This window comes from Lentzea albidocapillata subsp. violacea (assembly GCF_900100275.1).
GTDB lineage: Bacteria > Actinomycetota > Actinomycetes > Mycobacteriales > Pseudonocardiaceae > Lentzea > Lentzea violacea.
In genome coordinates this window covers 25,763-42,403 of sequence record NZ_FNET01000006.1, presented here as the reverse complement: position 1 = coordinate 42,403, position 16,641 = coordinate 25,763, and the positions used below count along the sequence as shown (strand labels likewise).

The following is a 16,641-nucleotide window of genomic DNA, read 5'->3' as shown; positions in this document are numbered from 1 at the left end:
CTAGTAAGTCTACCCGCTAGTAGGTAGTATGGCGGTATGCGAGTAGCGATCATCGGCGGCAACCGCATCCCGTTCGCCCGCTCGAACGGCCCGTACGCCACCGCGTCGAACCAGGACATGTTCACGACGGTGCTGGACGGCCTGGTCAGCCGCTTCGGCCTGCAGGGCGAGCGGCTCGGCGAGGTGGTCGCGGGAGCGGTGCTCAAGCACTCGCGCGACTTCAACCTCGTGCGCGAGTCGGTGCTGGGCAGCAGGCTCAGCCCGGAAACCCCGGCGTACGACCTCCAGCAGGCGTGCGGCACCGGCCTGCAGGCGATCATCGCCGTGGCCAACAAGATCGCGCTCGGCCAGATCGAGGCGGGCATCGCGGGCGGCGTCGACACCACCAGCGACGCCCCGATCGGCGTGAACGAGAACTTCCGCAAGCTCCTGCTGGAGTTCAACCGCACCCGCAAGATCAGCCTGCTCACCCGCCTGCGTCCCAGCCATGTCGTGCCACATCTGCCGCGCAACGGCGAACCGCGCACCGGCATGTCGATGGGCGAGCACGCGGCCGTCACCGCCGCGCGGTACGAGATCACGCGCGAGGACCAGGACGAACTGACCGCGCGCAGCCATCAGAACCTCGCCCGCGCCTACGACGAGGGCTTCTTCGACGACCTCGTCACCCCGTACCTCGGCCTGACCCGCGACCAGAACCTCCGCCCGGACAGCAGCGCCGAGAAGCTCGCGAAGCTCAAGCCCGTCTTCGGCGACACGATGACCGCCGGCAACTCGACCCCGCTCTCCGACGGCGCCTCCGCGGTCCTGCTCGCCACCGAGGAGTGGGCCCGCGCGCGCAAGCTCCCGGTCCTCGCCTACCTGACGTTCGCCGAGACCGCCGCCGTCGACTACGTGCACGGCGACGAGGGCCTGCTCATGGCACCCGTGCACGCCGCACCGCGCATGCTCGACAAAGCCGGCCTCACGCTGCAGGACTTCGACTTCTACGAGGTGCACGAGGCGTTCGCATCACAGGTGCTCGCCACGCTCAAGGCCTGGGAGAAGGAACTCGGCGAGATCGACAGGTCCAAGCTGAACGTCAACGGCTCGTCGCTGGCGGCAGGCCACCCGTTCGCCGCCACCGGCGCCCGGATCGTGGCGACGCTGGCGAAGCTGTTGCACCAGCGGGGAAGTGGACGCGGGTTCGTGTCCATTTGCGCCGCCGGAGGTCAAGGGATCACGGCGATTCTGGAACGGTGACGCACTTAGGCCTGCCGAACTCGACAGTCCCTCATGCACACTCACAGTGTCGCGTCGCAGCGACACTGGGGGTGGGATGCAGGATCCGCAGGTTGATCCAGAGAAAGACCCGGTGCTGGCGCGCGCACTCGTCGGCACCCTCCGCGACGAGTGGCGCCCGGCCGCCGACGCGATGCGGTCCGCACACGAGTGGGAGCGCCGCGCCTACATCACGTTGACGCTGGCGGCGGCAGCCAGGCGCCGCGTCGAGTGGCTCAGGAACTGGCTCACCGCACGTCCGGACGACGCCGACGCCACCGCCGTGCACCACGCGATGGAGTCGCTTGGCGAGAACTAGTCGAGCAGCGACCAGGTGGCTGTGCACGACGCCGACACGGTGATCTGCTGCGCCTTGAGGTTCAGCTGGTCGACCATTCCGGCGGGCCCGGCCATCTCGAACGACGCGGCGCCGCTCATCATGCGCGGCTGGTAGTGCGCGCCTCCCTCGGTGTCGCCGATGCGCAGCAACGGCCCGAGCCGCCGCCCCAACGCCGTTGCGTACCCCTCGGCACGTCGCAGCGCGTCTGCCACGGCCTCCCGTTGCGCCTCACGGATCGCCTCGGTGTCGTCGACGAGCGTCCACGAAGGGCCGTTGATCCAGGACGGCTCCGCCTGCACGAGTTCGGCCAGCAGCGCGTCGAGGCGGTCCAGGTTCTTCACCCAGATCACGTACTGCTGGGACGCGCGGCTGCCGACGCGCTGGTTGTTGTCCCAGTTGTCGTGCGCGGACAGTTGCCGCGACCGCACCTCGAACTCCTCGAGCAGCGGCTCGACGGCGGAAATGCGCTGGTTGAGCATGCTCACCGCCTCGGAGCGCTCGGCGCCGAGAGCCTCGAACGTCACGTCCACCTGGGCGCGGTCGGCAGTGCGCTCGACCTCGCCCGTCCCCTTCGTCACGACTTCAGCCACGTGCGCCAGCCAACCGGCACAGGGGTTCATCCGCAACTATTAGCCTCTATTGCTCAATCACTAGATAAACCAATAAAGCGGCATCCGGCCGCACTTCGAGCTTGGTCTGCGCGTCTCTACGGCGAGCACTAGAAACGCGGATACGGTGCGAGCCATGGACCCGGTGCGCAATCCGTTCGCTCCCGGTGCAGGCCAGCGGCCTCCTGAGCTCGCCGGCCGGGACAAAGAGGTCGGCGCGTTCGAGGTCGTGCTCGAACGCGTGGCCCGCGGCCGTCCCGAGCGCAGCCTCGTGCTGAGGGGGCTGCGGGGCGTCGGCAAGACCGTGCTGCTCGGCGAGTTGCGGTCGATGGCCGTCAAACGCGGCTGGGGCGCGGGCAAGGTCGAGGCCAGGCCCGACGCCGATCTCAGAAGGCCCCTGTCGGCCGCGCTGCACCGGGCGATCCGGGATCTCGCGGTCCGGCACCGCGCGCCGGACCGGGTCGAGGCGATCCTCGGCATCCTGAAGGCGTTCGCGCTCAGGGCCGCTCCCGACGGCGCCAAGCTGCGCGATCGCTGGCAGCCCGGCATCGACGTGCCCGCGGCGTCCGGGCGGGCCGACTCCGGCGACATCGAGATCGACCTGGTCGAGCTGTTCACCGATGTAGCCGAGCTTGCGCAGGACGTCGGCACGGGCGTCGCGCTGCTCATCGACGAGATGCAGGACCTCAAGCCGGACGACATCAGCGCGTTGTGCGCGGCGTGCCACGAGCTGTCGCAGATCGGCGCGCCGCTGGTGGTCGTCGGCGCCGGCCTGCCGCACCTGCCGGCGGTGCTGAGCGCGAGCAAGTCCTACTCGGAACGCCTCTTCCGCTACGTCCGCATCGACCGGCTCAGCCGTGAGGACGCCGACCGCGCCGTGCTCGCTCCCGTCGAACGCGAGGACGCGGGCATCACCGACGAGGCGCTCGACGCGTTGTTCGACGCGTCCGGGGGCTACCCGTACTTCATCCAGGCCTACGGCAAGGCCGCCTGGGACGCCGCGCCGGCTGATCCGATCACCGCGATGGACGTCTCCGTGGCCGCTCCGGAGGCGGACACGGAGCTCGCGGTGGGCTTCTTCGGCTCCCGATACGAGCGTGCGACGCCCGCTGAACGCGAGTATCTCCGGTCGATGGCCGAGTTGACCGACGGAAAGGATGCGGGCGTCAACACCGCCCAGGTGGCCGACCACCTGAAGCGCAAGCCCTCGTCGCTGTCGCCCGCGCGGGACTCGCTCATCAAGAAAGGCCTGGTCTACAGCGCGGAACGGGGTCAGATCGCCTTCACCGTGCCGCACTTCGGACGGTTCCTGCTCGGCCGCGAGGAGTGACCCGGGGCACCCCGCCGTTGTCCGGCTGTTCACGTTGTCAGCCGATGATTCATCGGCGTGTGCCCCAACTCACCGGATAATCGCGTGCTTTCGTGCGCGCGTAGGTGCATACTTGGGTTACCAGCCAAACAGACCTCACAGAGGGAAGTGCAGACCGAGATGAACTTCGCAGCGAAGCTCCGCGCCCGCCGTGCCGAGGCGCGCAACCGGAAGGCCGTGGCTCGCGCGATCGACATGGCGACCACCCCGTCCATGCGTCACGAGCTCATGGCCATCGCCCAGGCTCAGGTCACCACCCTCCGCTGACCAAGACCCGGCACTCGCACGGCGCCCCGGCGCGAGTGCCTCCCTTACCGGAACCCCTGGAGCACCTCCCGCGCTCCAGGGGTTTCATTCTGTTAAACGTGATCCACGCCACAGTATGATGGCGTTGTAACAGCGCACGTCGGTCCGCCGATGTCACTGTTGACCTCGCGGTGCTGTCGGACCCCCGACCTGGCAGCACCGCGAGGTTTCTTGTTTGCTGGGGGACATGAAGATCGCCGTGCTCGGCACCGGCCTCATGGGTGCCCCCATCGCAGCCAACCTCGCCGCAGCCGGACACACCGTCCGCGTCTGGAACCGCACGCGCGCCAAGGCCGAACCGCTCGCCGCGCAGGGCGCCACCGTCACCGACAGCCCCGCTGAGGCCGTCGAAGGCACCGAGATCGTGCTGACGGTCCTGAACGACGGCGCCACGGTCACCGCCGTCATGCAGGACGCCGCACCCTCCCTGTCGCACGACGTCGTGTGGATCCAGGCGTCCACGGTCGGCGTCGCGTCCACCGAGGACCACATCGACCTGGCGCGGTCGCTCGGCCTGGAGTTCGTCGACGCGCCCGTGCTCGGCAGCACGAAGCCCGCGGCCGAGGGCAAGCTCGTCGTGCTCGCCTCCGGTGCCGATGAACTGCGCGAGCGCGTGCAGCCCGTGTTCGACGTGATCGGCGCCCGCACGATGTGGGTCGGCGAGGCCGGGGCGTCGTCGAAGTTGAAGCTGGTCGCGAACAGCTGGGTGCTCGCGCTGACCGCCGCCGTCGGCGAGGCCGTGTCGCTCGCGGAGGCGTCCGGGATCGACCCGAAGCTGTTCCTCGAAGCCGTGTCCGGTGGCGCGGTGGACTGCGCGTACCTGCAGACGAAGGGCAACGCGATCATCGAGCGGTCCTTCCCGCCCGCGTTCACCGTGCAGAACGCGCTGAAGGACGCGTTGCTGGTGAACGAGGCCGCGGTGCGCGCCAACGTGCGGCTCGACGTGGCGCAGGCGTCGAGCGCGCGGCTGAACCGCGCTGTCACCAAGGGGCACGGCGGCGAGGACATGGCCGCGTCTTACTACGCGAGTCACGAATAAGCCCGACGATCGGCCGGTCCGGCGGGGCGTGCGGGCTCAATAGCTTGGCCTGGTGAACAGACTCGCACGCTCCCTGCTGGCGTTCGGCCTGGCATCGGCACAGGTCGTGGCCACCGCCGCAGTCGTGTCCGCCGCTCCCGACATCAAGGACCGCATCGCCGCCATCCCCGGCGTGCGGATCATCAGCGAGGGGACCTCCGGCACCGCGCGGACGTTCGTCCTCGGCATCCAGCAGCCCGCGGACCACCGCAGACCGCGCGGCCTGAGGTTCGAGCAGCGCTTCTCGTTGCTGCACAAGGCGGAATCGAAGCCGATGGTGCTGCACACCAGCGGCTACAACCTGTCCGGCACGATCAGCCCGTCCGAGCCCGCCCGGCTCGTCGACGGCAACCAGATCAGCGTCGAACAACGGTTCTTCACGCCGTCGCGGCCCGCTCCGGCCGACTGGGACGACCTGAACATCTGGCAGGCGGCCAGTGACCACCACCGGATCGTCGGCGCGTTCAAGAAGATCTACGGCGCGAAGTGGCTGTCGACGGGTGCCAGCAAGGGCGGCATGACGTCGATCTACCACCGCCGGTTCTTCCCGCGCGACGTCGACGCGACCATCGCGTACGTGGCGCCGAACGACGTGGTGAACGACCGCGACGTCTACGGCGAGTTCATCCGCGAGGTCGGCGACGACCCGGCGTGCAACCGCCGCCTGGAAGGCGTCCAGCGGCAGATCCTGCAGCACCGCGACGAGTTCGTCTCGCGGCTGGAGGCCAAGGGCTACACCTACAAGCAGTTCGGCAGCGCGCACAAGGCGCTGGAGATCCTCGTGCTCGACACGCCGTTCACGTTCTGGCAGTACGGCACGCAGGCGCAGTGCGCGCTGGTCCCCGGTGCCGGTGCCTCCGTCGACGACCTCTGGAAGTTCATCGACACGACCGTGGGCTGGGACTTCTACACCGACGCCGGCGTCGCGCCCTACACGGCGTACTACTACCAGGCGGGCACGCAGCTCGGCTGGCCGGAGGCGGACGAGTCCGCCGTGCGCGACCTGCTGCGCCACCCCGGTTCCTCGGTGCCGCGCTCGATGGTCTCGCCGGACATCAGGTTCCCGCGGTTCGACCGGTCGGCGATGCGTGACGTGGATTCATGGGTGCGCCACCGGGGTTCGCGGCTGCTGTTCGTGAACGGGCAGAACGACCCGTGGAGTGCGGAACCGTTCCGCCTCGGCCGGGGCACGCGCGACTCGCTGTCGCTCACGGTGCCCGGTGGCAACCACGGCGCGAACATCGCGAAGCTGCCCGAAAAGGAACGCGCCGCCGCGACGGCCGCCGTCCTGCGCTGGGCCGGCGTTCCGTCCACTCCTGTTGCGGCACTTGCCGTGGACGAGGGCCCGGACTCGCTGGACGCGCTGCGGGCGCGCCGGGGCTGAGGCACGCTGGAGGCGTGAAGCCGTTGCTCGTGGTCGACGCAGCCAACGTCGTGGGATCGGTCCCGGACGGGTGGTGGCGCGACCGGGCGGGCGCGGCCGAACGCCTCCGCGACGCCCTGCGCGGCCGTGACGAGGAGGTCGTCCTGGTCGTGGAAGGCAAGGCGCGCAACGTTTCCTCCGTCGACGACGTCCGCGTGGTCGCCGCTCCCGGCGATGGCGACGACACGATCGTCGAGGTCGTGCGGACCGAGGGCCTGGGGCGTTCGGTGACGGTGGTGACCGCCGACCGCGAGTTGCGGCAGCGGGTGACGGCGCTGGGTGCCGAGGTGGCAGGACCCACCTCGGTGCCGCGTCGTTAGAGCCTGAAGAGGCTTTCGAGGATCTGCGCCACGCCGTCCTCGGTGTTCGGCGGCGCGTGGTTGGTGCAGGCCTGCTTCACGAGCGGGTGCGCGTTGCCCATCGCGTACGCCGTGCCGGCCCACCCGAGCACCGACAGGTCGTTCGGCATGTCACCGAACGCGATGACCTCGTCCCTGCCGATTCCCCTGGTGTCGCACAGGGATTCGAGCGTGGCGGCCTTCGAGACGCCGGGCGGGCTGATCTCCAGCAGGCCGAGCCCGCCCGAGTGCGTGACCGAGACGTGCTGCCCGACGGCCTCACGCGCGATCTCCATCATGTGGTCGACCTCGGCGTCCGGCGCCCACGCGAGCATCTGCACGACCTGGTGCGCCTCCTCGAGGACGTGGTCGAGCAACTCCAGTGTCCTGTGTGGATTCTTCGGCCCGAAGCCCTGGAAACCGGGCTCCGACAACACTTCCAGCCCGGTCTCGACCGCGATGCCGACGTTCGGGATCACCTCGGCCAACGCCTCGGACACCTTCCGCACGACGTCGAACGGCACCGTCTGCGCGTGCGTGACCTCGCGGTTCGTCAGGTCGTAGATCATCGCACCGTTGGAGCAGATCGCCGTGCCGGTCAGCTCCAGGTTCTGCACGAACCGCGGCGGGCGCGCCGTGACGACCACGACGTCCGCGTCGACGGCGTGGAGCGTGGCGCGGGTGCGATCGCTCAGCACGCCACCCGGTTGCAGCAGCGTGCCGTCGAGGTCGGTCGCGATCAACCTGATCATCGGCTGATTATCGGGCAGGAACTACCGGCTGCGGGCGAGAAGCCCGGAAGCCGTCACCTCGGCGGTGCGGCGCACGACGTCGGCGAAGTCGATGCACAGCGCGGCCAGATCCGGATCGGCGGCGTAGGCGTCGAGAACCGCCTGCGGGGGACGGCTGCTCGGCCAGGCGGCGACCGTGATCAGCATGACGGTCCGCATCAGGGCGCCGGCGTTCTCGTCGCCCAGTTCGGGAAGGTGCCGTCCGGTGAACTGGACGAGCGTCTTCAGGCACTCGTGGACGGCGCGTTTGTGCCGCAGCGCGGTTTCGGCGGAGATGTTGCGCTCCAGCACGGTCGCCTGGGCACTGATCAGGTCGCACAGCACAGGGCGACGTGCCAGCGAGGTGGCCAGCAGTTCCGCCAGCCGGTCTCCGCGCTCCCGGGCGGTGGCACCGCCGGGGAACGCCGCGGACTCCAGTTCCGTGATCCAGTCCGCGATCTCCGCCTCCAGCAGTGCCAGCAGCACCGCCTCCCGCGACTCGAAGTAACGCAGGACGTTGGCTTTGGCCAGGCAGACCCGGCGGCTGAGCGCGGTGAGGGTCAGCTCGGCGACCGGCATCTCGGTGAGCATCGCGGCCGCGGTGGCGAGGATCTGCCGCCGCCGTTCGTTGCGCTGCTCGTCGGTGCGCGCCCGCTGGAAACTCATGTCGCGCATGTTACAGACCAGCGGTACTTTACTAAGATACCGACGGTCCGTTATGTTGGAGACATAAGAGACCGGAAGTACTTAATGAGGGGTTGCGATGTACCAGGTTCCTGACCAGCACGGCAAGCGCATCGTCGTCACCGGCGCGAACAGCGGCACCGGCAAGGAGGCGGCCAAGCGACTGGCGGGAGCCGGGGCCCACGTCGTCCTCGCGGTGCGCACCGAGACCAAGGGCCGGCAGGCCGAGGCGGAGATCCTCGCCGCGCATCCCGGAGCCAGGGTGGAGGTCCGGCGGCTCGACCTGGCCGACCAGGCGTCGGTGCGGACGTTCGCCGAGGAGCTGATCGCCGAGGGCGAGCCGCTGGACGTCCTGGTCAACAACGCCGGCGTGATGAACGTGCCCGTGCGGACCGAGACCGTCGACGGCTTCGAGCTCCAGCTCGCCAGCAACTTCCTCGGCCCGTTCGCCCTGACCGTCCGCCTGCTGCCGTTGCTGCTGGCCGCGCCCGCGCCGAGGGTCGTGATGATGAGCAGCGGTGCCGCGTACCTCGGGCGGATCGACTTCGACGACCTGCAGTCCCGCCGCCGGTACAGCCCCATGCCGGCCTACTCGCTCTCCAAGCTGGCCGACCTGCTGATGATGGTGCGCCTGGCGGACCTCGCGGCCGAGAATGACTGGCCGCTGCTCTCGGTCGGCGCGCACCCCGGTTACACCCGCACCAACCTGACGACCTCGGGCCCGCGCCTGAACGGTGGCAAGCCCGGTCTCATCGAGTCGGTCGGATACCGGTTCGTGCCCTCACAGGGCGTCGAGCAGGGCACCGAACCCCTCCTGCACGCGGCGGCCGACCCCGCAGCGGTCGCCGGTGGCTACTACGGGCCGCGCTGGGCGCTCGTCGGTCCGACCAGGCCCGCCTCGATGCCCCGGTCCGCACGGGACAAGGCGCTGGCCGCCCGCCTGTGGACCGAGGCCGAACGTCTCACCGGCACCTCGGTGGAGGTCGTGGGCCGGTGATCGGACGTGCTCGGGCAAGATCGATCCATGACCCATCGAGTTGACGACATGCCGTTGCCGGTCTGGCTCCCGGAGTCCGGCTCCGGCCCCGGCATCGTGCTGATCCAGGAGATCTTCGGCCTGGACGGCTACCTGCGCGGCATCGCGGAGAAGCTCGCCGCGCTCGGCTACGTCGTGGCCGTGCCCGAGCTCTTCCACCGCTTCCAGCCGGGCTGGGTCGGTGAGCACGACGAGGCGGGCATCGCGAAGTCGATGGAGGTCGTCGGCAACCTCGACTTCCCGCTCGCCGTGCAGGACGTCGTCAAGTCCGTGCAGTACCTGCGCGACCTGCCCGAGGTGACCGGCGGCGTCGGCGTACTCGGCTTCTGCCTCGGCGGCACCCTGGCCTACGCCGCGGCCACCGCCGCCGACCCGGACGCCGCCGTCTCGTTCTACGGCTCGGGCGTGCCGGACCAGATCGACACGCTCGACCAGGTGTCGTGCCCGATCCAGTTCGTCTTCGGTACCGAGGACCCGTTCATCACCGGCTACCAGAAGGTCGCGGACGCGGTGCCGTCGCACGAGGGCGCCGAGATCCACCTGGAGCCCGCGGGCCACGCGTTCCTCAACCACCTCGGCCCCTGGTACGACAAGGACGCCGCCGACAGCGCGTGGGACGTCTCCGTGAAGTTCCTCGCGCGCACACTGCCGGTCTAGGAAATGCACGGCACCGCGAGCTGCTGCGAGAAGAACCTCTCCAGCGGCTTGCGGTGCAACCGGCGCTCGACCGCGATCAGCTCGTTGCGCCGGTAGTGCCTCACCTGCGTGCTCGTGACGACGAACCCGTTCCGTTCGGTGGTGGGCATCTCGTCGTAGAGCAGCGCGTGCTGCCCTTGCGTCACAACGACATCCGCCAGCCCGTCCGGGATCTCACGCGCCCGCGTGGCGATCGTGGCCGCCAGCGCGTCCGGCCGGCTGCGCAACCGGCGATGCGGCCACGGCACCCCGTGGTGCTCGGCCTCCAACGACCGGTGCAGCGCCCTGGCCGAGTGCCGAATCGCCTTGATCGAGTCGCCGCCGAGCACATGCACGCCGGGCCCGTCCAGCGCGGTGTCCCTGCGGAACCCGGTACACACCACGACCTTGTCGTACCGCAGTTCGCCGGTGCCGTCGATCGTCGCGACGAACTCGTTGCCCTCCTTGACGATCCGCTGCACGGACCGCCCGACGGTATGCGTGAGCCGTGCCGTGGACGCGATGTTGTCGGCAGTCTCGAACGCACTGGGCCCGCGCCCGACGATCAGCACGCGCTTGCCCGCGTACTCGGTCGGATCAGTGCTCGCACTCGCGTACGTCTCGGCGTGCTCGACGCCGGGAACGTCCGGCAGGCGGGGTTTCTTGCCGGTCGCGACGATGACGTGCCGCGCCTCGTACCGGCCAAGATCGCTGACCGGCGTGTTGTAGCGGATGTTCAACCGCCGCGCGAAGTCCTCCAGATAACGCACCAGATCATCCGCGTCGGGAAAGGACCTCTTGCTGTAGCGCGCGAACGGCGCACCCTCGAACAGCGAGTTGTCGTCCGTCGAGAGCACGCGGTGCCGCGGGAACGTCCGGAAGAAGCTCGCCGGCCCGGGTTCCCGCTCGACGATCAGGTAGTCGCGGCCTGCACGGTGTAGAAAGCGCCCCATCTGCAAGCCCGCCGGACCCGCACCGATCACCAGGTACTCCACCATCACGCACCTCCCGGCGTCCTCTACGCCGATCACGGCGAAAAGGTTCAGGCGGGCGGTCCTCGTTCCATGATGAGGGCTACCGGCGGGTTCGGGTCAACCTTTCCGCAGGCCGGGACACAAGGAGCCGGGCCAGACCCCAAGGCCGTTCTTCTCACGTGATGGACGCCGGAACAGCACGACCGTCCACAGTGTTGGATCGGGACGTGACGACTGCGAAGCGCCGTGCCCGTGTCCGTGCCCCTGAGCTGGTAGGACGCGGCTGGCTGAACACCGGCGGCGAACAGGTCAGCCTGAAGGACCTGCGCGGCAAGATCGTGCTCCTCGACTTCTGGACATTCTGCTGCATCAACTGCCTGCACGTCCTCGACGAGCTGCGCCCGCTGGAGGAGGAGTTCGAGGACGTCCTCGTCACGATCGGCGTGCACTCGCCGAAGTTCGTGCACGAGGCCGACCCCGAGGCGCTCAAGGCCGCCGTCGAGCGGTACGGGGTGCATCACCCGGTCCTCGACGACCCGGAGCTCACGACGTGGCAGAACTACGCCGTGAAGGCGTGGCCGACGCTGACCGTGGTCGACCCCGAGGGCTACGTCGTGCACGTCGCCGCTGGTGAGGGCCATGTCGAGGCGCTCAGGACCGTCATCCGGGAACTGGTCGAGGAGCACGACGAGAAGGGCACGCTGCACCGCGGCCGAGGTCCGTACCAGGCGCCGGAACCGGAGAACACCACGCTTCGCTTCCCCGCCAAGGCCATCGTGACGCCGAGCGGGACGATCCTCGTCAGCGACTCGGCCCACCACAGCATCGTGGAGCTCGAAGCGGACGGTGAGACCGTCATCCGCCGCATCGGCACCGGTGAGCGCGGCCGGCGGGACGGCCTGCACCCCACCTTCTCCGAGCCGGCGGGTCTCGCGCTGGTTCCCGGTACCAGCGACGTCGTCGTCGCCGACACGGTCAACCACCTCCTGCGCGGCCTCGACCTCGAAACGGGCGAGGTCACGACGCTCGCGGGCACCGGCGAGCAGTGGCGTGACGGGGAGACCGACGGGCCGGCCGGCAAGATCGAGCTGACGAGTCCGTGGGACGTTGCCTGGTGGAACGGCGGTGTCGCGATCGCGATGGCCGGCAACCACACGCTGAGCTTCTTCGACCCCGCCACGAACACCGTCAGGAGGCTGGCCGGCACCACCGTCGAGGGCATCAACGACGGCCCGGCCGAAGGTGCCTTCTTCGCGCAGACGTCCGGGCTCGCGGCGGACGGCGACCGGCTGTGGATGGTCGACTCCGAGACGAGTGCGTTGCGCTACCTCGAGAACGGTGAGGTCCGCACGGTCGTCGGCAAGGGGCTGTTCGCGTTCGGGCACAAGGACGGTGACGCGGACGAGGCCCTGCTGCAGCACCCTCTGGGCGTCACGGTCCTCGGTGACCACTCGGTCGTCATCAGCGACACCTACAACAACGCGATCAGGCGTTTCGACCCTGAGACGAACACCCTGACCACCATCGCCACGGACATCGCCGAGCCGTCCGACGCGCTCCTCATCCAGAACGAACTCGTCGTGGTCGCGAGTGCGGCTCATCGGCTCGAACGGTTCACGGCGGCCGCCACGAAGATCGACGGCGCGGCCCACGAGGTGAAGCGGCCGTCCACCGACATCGCGCCGGGAGCGTTCGAGCTCGCGGTCGTCTTCACCCCGCCGACCGGGACGAAACTGGACGAAAGGTACGGGCCCTCCACCCGTCTGGAGATCACCAGCTCGCCTCCGGAGCTGATCATCGAGGGGGCCGGCGTCAGTACCGGACTGGTACGGGCGTTGCGGATCAACGATCAGGTCACGAACGGCGTTCTGCATGTCGTAGCGCAGGCCGCCAGTTGCAGTGACGATCCTGCCGACGAACACCCGGTGTGCCGTCTGACCAGGCAGGACTGGGGGGTTCCGGTTCGAGTTGTTGCCGATGCACCTACCCGGCTGCCGCTGCTGATGGGCGGCATGGACGAGGAGGGTCCGCAGGGCACGTAGACTCTGCTGGTGCCTGATGTCAAGCTCGAGATCCAGATGCTGTACGACCGTGTGATGGTCCGCATCTCGCCCGAGGACGGCGAGCGGCGTTCCAGCGGAGGCATCGTGATCCCCGCTACGGCCCAGATGGCGAAGCGGTTGGCGTGGGGTGATGTGTTCGGAGTCGGTACCAGCGTGCGGCACGTGAAGGTCGGGGACCGGGTGATGTTCAACCCGGAAGATCAGCTTGAGGTCGAGGTGCACGGCACCACGTATCTCGTGATGAGGGAACGCGATCTGCACGCGGTTGCGACGGAGCTCACCGAGCACGGTACTGGTCTGTACCTATGAGCCGCCGGTTCGTGATCGACGCCTGATAGCTGCACACATATGCCACCTCAGGAGAGACAGGGCAACGGGGAGAGCTGTGCCGTACGACGCTGACAAGACGAGAGCGATGCCACCGGTGGGTCCCGGCGGCACGTCCTCGGAGCAGACGACCAAGATCGCTCCGGTCCAGGTGGACGCCTCGACCGAGGCGTGGCCGTCTGAGGAGCCGGACGCGAACGAGCCGACCGTCACCGCGGCTGTGCCCGGTGTCGGGTTCCCGGCCGCCGAGGCCGCCACGGAGTACATGAAGCCGGTGGCGCCACCCGAGCCGCAGCCGGAGGACTCCGGCGTCTACGGGCCCGTGATGATCGAACCGGGCGCGGACGAGGGCCAGCCGAAGAACACGAAGAAGAAGGCGTTGATCGTGGCCGCGGCCGTGGTCGGCGCCTTCGGTCTGCTCTACGGCCTCGACATGCTCGTCTCCAGCGGCAACGTGCCGCGCGGTGTGACGGTGGCGGGCGTCGACGTCGGCGGCATGAGCCACGACGAGGCCGAGAAGAAGCTGCGCGACGAGATCGGCCCGCGCCTGGACAAGCCCGTCGCGCTCAAGGCCGGCGACGTCACGTCCGAGCTCGACCCCAAGGCCGCGGGTCTCGAGCTCGACTGGAACAGCACGATCGAGCGTGCCGGCAGCCAGCCGCTCAGCCCGTTCACGCGCGTCACGTCGTTCTTCACCAGCCGTGAGGTCGGTGTCGCGACGAAGGCCGACGACGCGAAGGTCACCGGCGCGCTGGAGGCCCTGCGCCCCAAGCTCGACCACGAGCCGATCGAGGGCACCATCAGGTTCGAGGGCGCGAATCCCGTCGCCGTCGAGCCGCACGAAGGCCAGAAGCTCAAGGCCGAGGAGGCCGCGGGCGCGGTCGTCGCGAACTGGGCGTCCGGCAACCCGGTCGAGGTCCCGATGGACTTCACCCCGGTCAAGACGACCAAGGAGGGCGTCGAGAAGGCGCTCAACGAGGTCGTGAAGACGGCGGTGTCCGGTCCCGTCGTCATCAAGGGCGAGGGCAAGGACGCGACGCTCACCCCGGAGCAGATCGGGACCACGCTGGCCTTCGCTCCCGGTGAGGGTGGCGCGCTGAACGTCACGCCGAACAAGGACAAGCTCGCCGAGGTGACCACGCCGCAGCTCAAGGACACGGTCAAGCAGGGCAAGGACGCCGAGATCGTCTTCGAGGGCGGCAGGCCGACCGTCAAGCCGTCGGTGGACGGCCTCGACCTCGACTGGGACAAGAACCTCCAGCCCTACTTCGACACGCTGAAGAAGACGGACGCGCGCGAGGTCAAGTTCGAGTACAAGCACACGCCCGCGAAGGTCACCACCGAGCAGGCGAACAAGATGGGCATCAAGGAGGTCATCGGCGAGTTCCAGACCGGTGGCTTCGCCCCTGCCTCGGGCGTCAACATCCGGGTCGTGGCCGAGAAGGTCAACGGCGCGATCGTGAAGCCCAAGGAGACGTTCAGCCTCAACAAGCACACCGGCCCCCGCGGTACCGCGCAGGGCTACGTCGAGGCGGGCATCATCGAGAACGGCATCCCCGGCATGGCGGTCGGTGGCGGCATCTCGCAGTTCGCGACCACGCTCTACAACGCGTACTACTACGCGGGCATGAAGGACGCGGGCCACAAGGAGCACAGCTACTGGATCACGCGGTACCCGAAGGGCCGCGAGGCCACCGTGTTCATGGACAACGCGGGCAACAGCCTGATCGACATCTCCTTCACGAACCCGGACGACACGGGCGTCGCCATCCAGACGATCTGGACCCCGGGGTCCATCAAGATCGTGCTGTGGGGCACCAAGAACTACGACGTCACCGGCTCGACCAGCGGGGACTTCAACCCCACCCAGCCGCAGGAGAAGAAGGTCAACAAGACCCCGTGCTCCGCGAGCAACGGCGCTCCTGGCTTCTCGGTGACGGACACCCGCACGATCACGGACCGCCGCACGGGCCAGTCCCGCAGCGAGTCGCGCACGGTCCGCTACGACCCGCAGTTCAAGATCGTCTGTGAGCCACCACCCGGCGGCTGAGCTTCTTTCAGGTTGACCGTGGCCACGCGCGGGTAGTCACCCGTTCGTGGCCACTGTTGCGCAAGAGGCGCGAAGACACCCCGTCGTCCAGGCGTTCGGGCGGGTGGGGATGGTGTTCTACGGGGTCGTGCACGTCCTGGTGGCGTGGCTCGCGATCCAGGTCGCGTTCGGTGACTCCGAACAGGCCGACTCGAAAGGCGCGGTGAGTGACATCGCGCAGGGCGGCGCGTGGTTGCTGTGGACGCTCGCGATCGGGCTCGTGTGCTTCGCGCTGTGGCAGCTGCTGCTCGCCTTCGTCGGGTACACCTACATCGGCAAGAAGCGGAAGCGGATCTCCAAGCGCATCGGGTCCGCGGCCCGCGCCATCACCGCGACCGGTATCGCGCTGGGTGCCTTCAAGTACGCGACGGGCTCGGGCGGTTCCGGTGACCAGAGCCGGCAGCAGCAGGAACTCACGGCGCAGCTGCTCGCCCTGTCCGGCGGCCAGCTCATCGTCGGTGCCGTGGCGATCGGCATCCTCGTCATCGCCGGCGTGATCATCTACAAGGGCATCAAGAAGTCCTTCGAGAAGGATCTCGACATGAGCCGTGCGCCGTCGTGGATCGAGCCGGTCGGCAGGATCGGCTGGATCGGCAAGGGCTCCGCGTACGGCGTCATCGGTGTCCTCGTCGGACTCGCCGCGATCAACGCGGACCCCCAGCAGTCCGGCGGCATGGACAAGGCCCTGAAAACGTTGGCGGCACAGCCTTACGGCATGTTCCTGCTGTCCGCCGTGGCGATCGGCATCGCCGCGTTCGGCGTCTACTGCTTCGCCGCCGCGCGAGCGCTCAAGGAGTGACGCCGGTGGCCGCGAGCCGACGCTCATGCCGGGCCGCGGCCGCCTGCGCCTCCACCGTCATCGACGACAGGACCTGTCCCGGCGCCACGTAGAAGACGTTGGGGCTGGCGGAGTCCGGCCCCCAGCCGGGACCGCGGCGCAGCAGCAGGACGTCGCCGGGGCTCGGGTCCATCCCCTCGAACCACGAGTCCTGCTCGACTCCCGTGCGCTCCCACGCGATCACGGCCTTGGTGCCGCTCTTCGCACGTTGGTACACCTGCGCGACCCTCGCCAGCTCCGCTTCCGGCGACGCCTCGCGCAGCGCGTTCATGTGCTGCTGGTACCCGGACCACAGTTCGTCCTGGCGCACCTGCCGGTTCTTGAGGCGTCGCAGGACGATCGTCGCGAGCGCCAGGATGCCGACGATCGCGCACAGCATCAGCAGGTACAGGAACACCGGCCAATTTTTGATTCCGAACGAGCGGCTGTCAACTGACAACGAAATCAAGCTGCATCGTGTGAG

18 protein-coding genes are annotated in these 16,641 nt (G+C 68.8%); 13 read left to right on the top strand and 5 right to left on the bottom strand.

Annotated elements, in window-relative coordinates; all coding sequences use genetic code 11:
- The first annotated feature begins 36 nt into the window (after positions 1-36).
- Both BLR21_RS15435 and BLR21_RS15430 read left to right on the top strand, forming a co-directional pair.
- The gene (locus BLR21_RS15435) at positions 37-1,242 is read left to right on the top strand and encodes an acetyl-CoA C-acetyltransferase (protein ID WP_090006536.1); all 1,206 of its coding nucleotides are present in this window, start codon (positions 37-39) and stop codon (positions 1,240-1,242) included.
- Between the two features lie 76 nt (positions 1,243-1,318).
- Positions 1,319-1,579, top strand: coding sequence for a hypothetical protein (locus BLR21_RS15430; protein ID WP_090006535.1), 261 nt, complete (start codon positions 1,319-1,321; stop codon positions 1,577-1,579).
- On the opposite strand, the gene BLR21_RS15425 is transcribed toward BLR21_RS15430, so the two are convergent.
- Positions 1,576-2,190, bottom strand: coding sequence for an SIMPL domain-containing protein (locus BLR21_RS15425; RefSeq protein ID WP_090006534.1), 615 nt, complete (start codon positions 2,188-2,190; stop codon positions 1,576-1,578). The genes BLR21_RS15430 and BLR21_RS15425 overlap by 4 nt on opposite strands.
- A gap of 154 nt (positions 2,191-2,344) precedes the next feature.
- Between BLR21_RS15425 and BLR21_RS15420 the strand changes: the two genes are divergently transcribed.
- The 5 genes from BLR21_RS15420 to BLR21_RS15405 all read left to right on the top strand — a co-directional run bounded on the left by BLR21_RS15420 (position 2,345) and on the right by BLR21_RS15405 (position 6,704).
- Positions 2,345-3,538 carry an ATP-binding protein gene (locus tag BLR21_RS15420; protein ID WP_090006533.1) on the top strand — a complete coding sequence of 398 codons (1,194 nt, stop codon included), beginning with the start codon at positions 2,345-2,347 and terminating at the stop codon, positions 3,536-3,538.
- 159 nt (positions 3,539-3,697) lie between these two features.
- Entirely contained in the window at positions 3,698-3,844 is a 147-nt protein-coding gene (locus BLR21_RS42505; protein ID WP_169746017.1) for a hypothetical protein, read from the top strand.
- Positions 3,845-4,070: 226 nt separating this feature from the next.
- Positions 4,071-4,922 (top strand): NAD(P)-dependent oxidoreductase, encoded by an 852-nt coding sequence (locus BLR21_RS15415; RefSeq protein ID WP_176929649.1) that lies wholly within the window; start codon positions 4,071-4,073, stop codon positions 4,920-4,922.
- A 52-nt stretch (positions 4,923-4,974) separates the two neighbouring features.
- On the top strand, positions 4,975-6,345 hold the full coding sequence (locus BLR21_RS15410) for a S28 family serine protease (RefSeq protein WP_256334698.1): 1,371 nt from the start codon (positions 4,975-4,977) through the stop codon (positions 6,343-6,345).
- A 14-nt stretch (positions 6,346-6,359) separates the two neighbouring features.
- Positions 6,360-6,704, top strand: coding sequence for a hypothetical protein (locus BLR21_RS15405; protein ID WP_090006531.1), 345 nt, complete (start codon positions 6,360-6,362; stop codon positions 6,702-6,704).
- On the opposite strand, the gene BLR21_RS15400 is transcribed toward BLR21_RS15405, so the two are convergent.
- Complete coding sequence (locus tag BLR21_RS15400) at positions 6,701-7,474, bottom strand: HAD-IIB family hydrolase (RefSeq protein WP_218130884.1); 774 nt, start codon at positions 7,472-7,474, stop codon at positions 6,701-6,703. The two genes, BLR21_RS15405 and BLR21_RS15400, sit on opposite strands and share 4 nt — an antisense overlap.
- A 21-nt stretch (positions 7,475-7,495) precedes the next feature.
- Positions 7,496-8,158: a TetR/AcrR family transcriptional regulator gene (locus BLR21_RS15395; RefSeq protein WP_218130883.1), complete on the bottom strand. Its 663-nt coding sequence runs from the start codon at positions 8,156-8,158 to the stop codon at positions 7,496-7,498.
- Between the two features lie 97 nt (positions 8,159-8,255).
- On the opposite strand from BLR21_RS15395, the gene BLR21_RS15390 reads away from it, so the two are divergent.
- Together BLR21_RS15390 and BLR21_RS15385 are read left to right on the top strand one after the other, a co-directional pair.
- A complete protein-coding gene (locus BLR21_RS15390) occupies positions 8,256-9,173 on the top strand; it encodes an SDR family oxidoreductase (protein WP_090006529.1) in 918 nt (305 codons plus the stop codon).
- Positions 9,174-9,200: 27 nt separating this feature from the next.
- Positions 9,201-9,869 carry a dienelactone hydrolase family protein gene (locus tag BLR21_RS15385; protein ID WP_090006528.1) on the top strand — a complete coding sequence of 223 codons (669 nt, stop codon included), beginning with the start codon at positions 9,201-9,203 and terminating at the stop codon, positions 9,867-9,869.
- Here the strand turns inward: BLR21_RS15385 and BLR21_RS15380 are convergent.
- Positions 9,866-10,918 carry an NAD(P)-binding domain-containing protein gene (locus BLR21_RS15380; protein WP_090006527.1) on the bottom strand — a complete coding sequence of 351 codons (1,053 nt, stop codon included), beginning with the start codon at positions 10,916-10,918 and terminating at the stop codon, positions 9,866-9,868. The two genes, BLR21_RS15385 and BLR21_RS15380, sit on opposite strands and share 4 nt — an antisense overlap.
- Before the next feature lie 125 nt (positions 10,919-11,043).
- Between BLR21_RS15380 and BLR21_RS15375 the strand changes: the two genes are divergently transcribed.
- The 4 genes from BLR21_RS15375 to BLR21_RS15360 all read left to right on the top strand — a co-directional run bounded on the left by BLR21_RS15375 (position 11,044) and on the right by BLR21_RS15360 (position 16,139).
- A complete protein-coding gene (locus tag BLR21_RS15375; protein WP_090006811.1) occupies positions 11,044-12,903 on the top strand; it encodes an NHL domain-containing thioredoxin family protein in 1,860 nt (619 codons plus the stop codon).
- A 36-nt stretch (positions 12,904-12,939) separates the two neighbouring features.
- The gene (locus BLR21_RS15370; RefSeq protein WP_084401587.1) at positions 12,940-13,233 is read left to right on the top strand and encodes a GroES family chaperonin; all 294 of its coding nucleotides are present in this window, start codon (positions 12,940-12,942) and stop codon (positions 13,231-13,233) included.
- Between the two features lie 283 nt (positions 13,234-13,516).
- Positions 13,517-15,301 (top strand): VanW family protein, encoded by a 1,785-nt coding sequence (locus BLR21_RS15365; protein WP_420843890.1) that lies wholly within the window; start codon positions 13,517-13,519, stop codon positions 15,299-15,301.
- A gap of 46 nt (positions 15,302-15,347) precedes the next feature.
- Entirely contained in the window at positions 15,348-16,139 is a 792-nt protein-coding gene (locus tag BLR21_RS15360; RefSeq protein WP_256334696.1) for a DUF1206 domain-containing protein, read from the top strand.
- Here the strand turns inward: BLR21_RS15360 and BLR21_RS15355 are convergent.
- Positions 16,129-16,575, bottom strand: coding sequence for a hypothetical protein (locus BLR21_RS15355; RefSeq protein WP_090006525.1), 447 nt, complete (start codon positions 16,573-16,575; stop codon positions 16,129-16,131). The two genes, BLR21_RS15360 and BLR21_RS15355, sit on opposite strands and share 11 nt — an antisense overlap.
- Between the last annotated feature and the right edge of the window lie 66 nt (positions 16,576-16,641).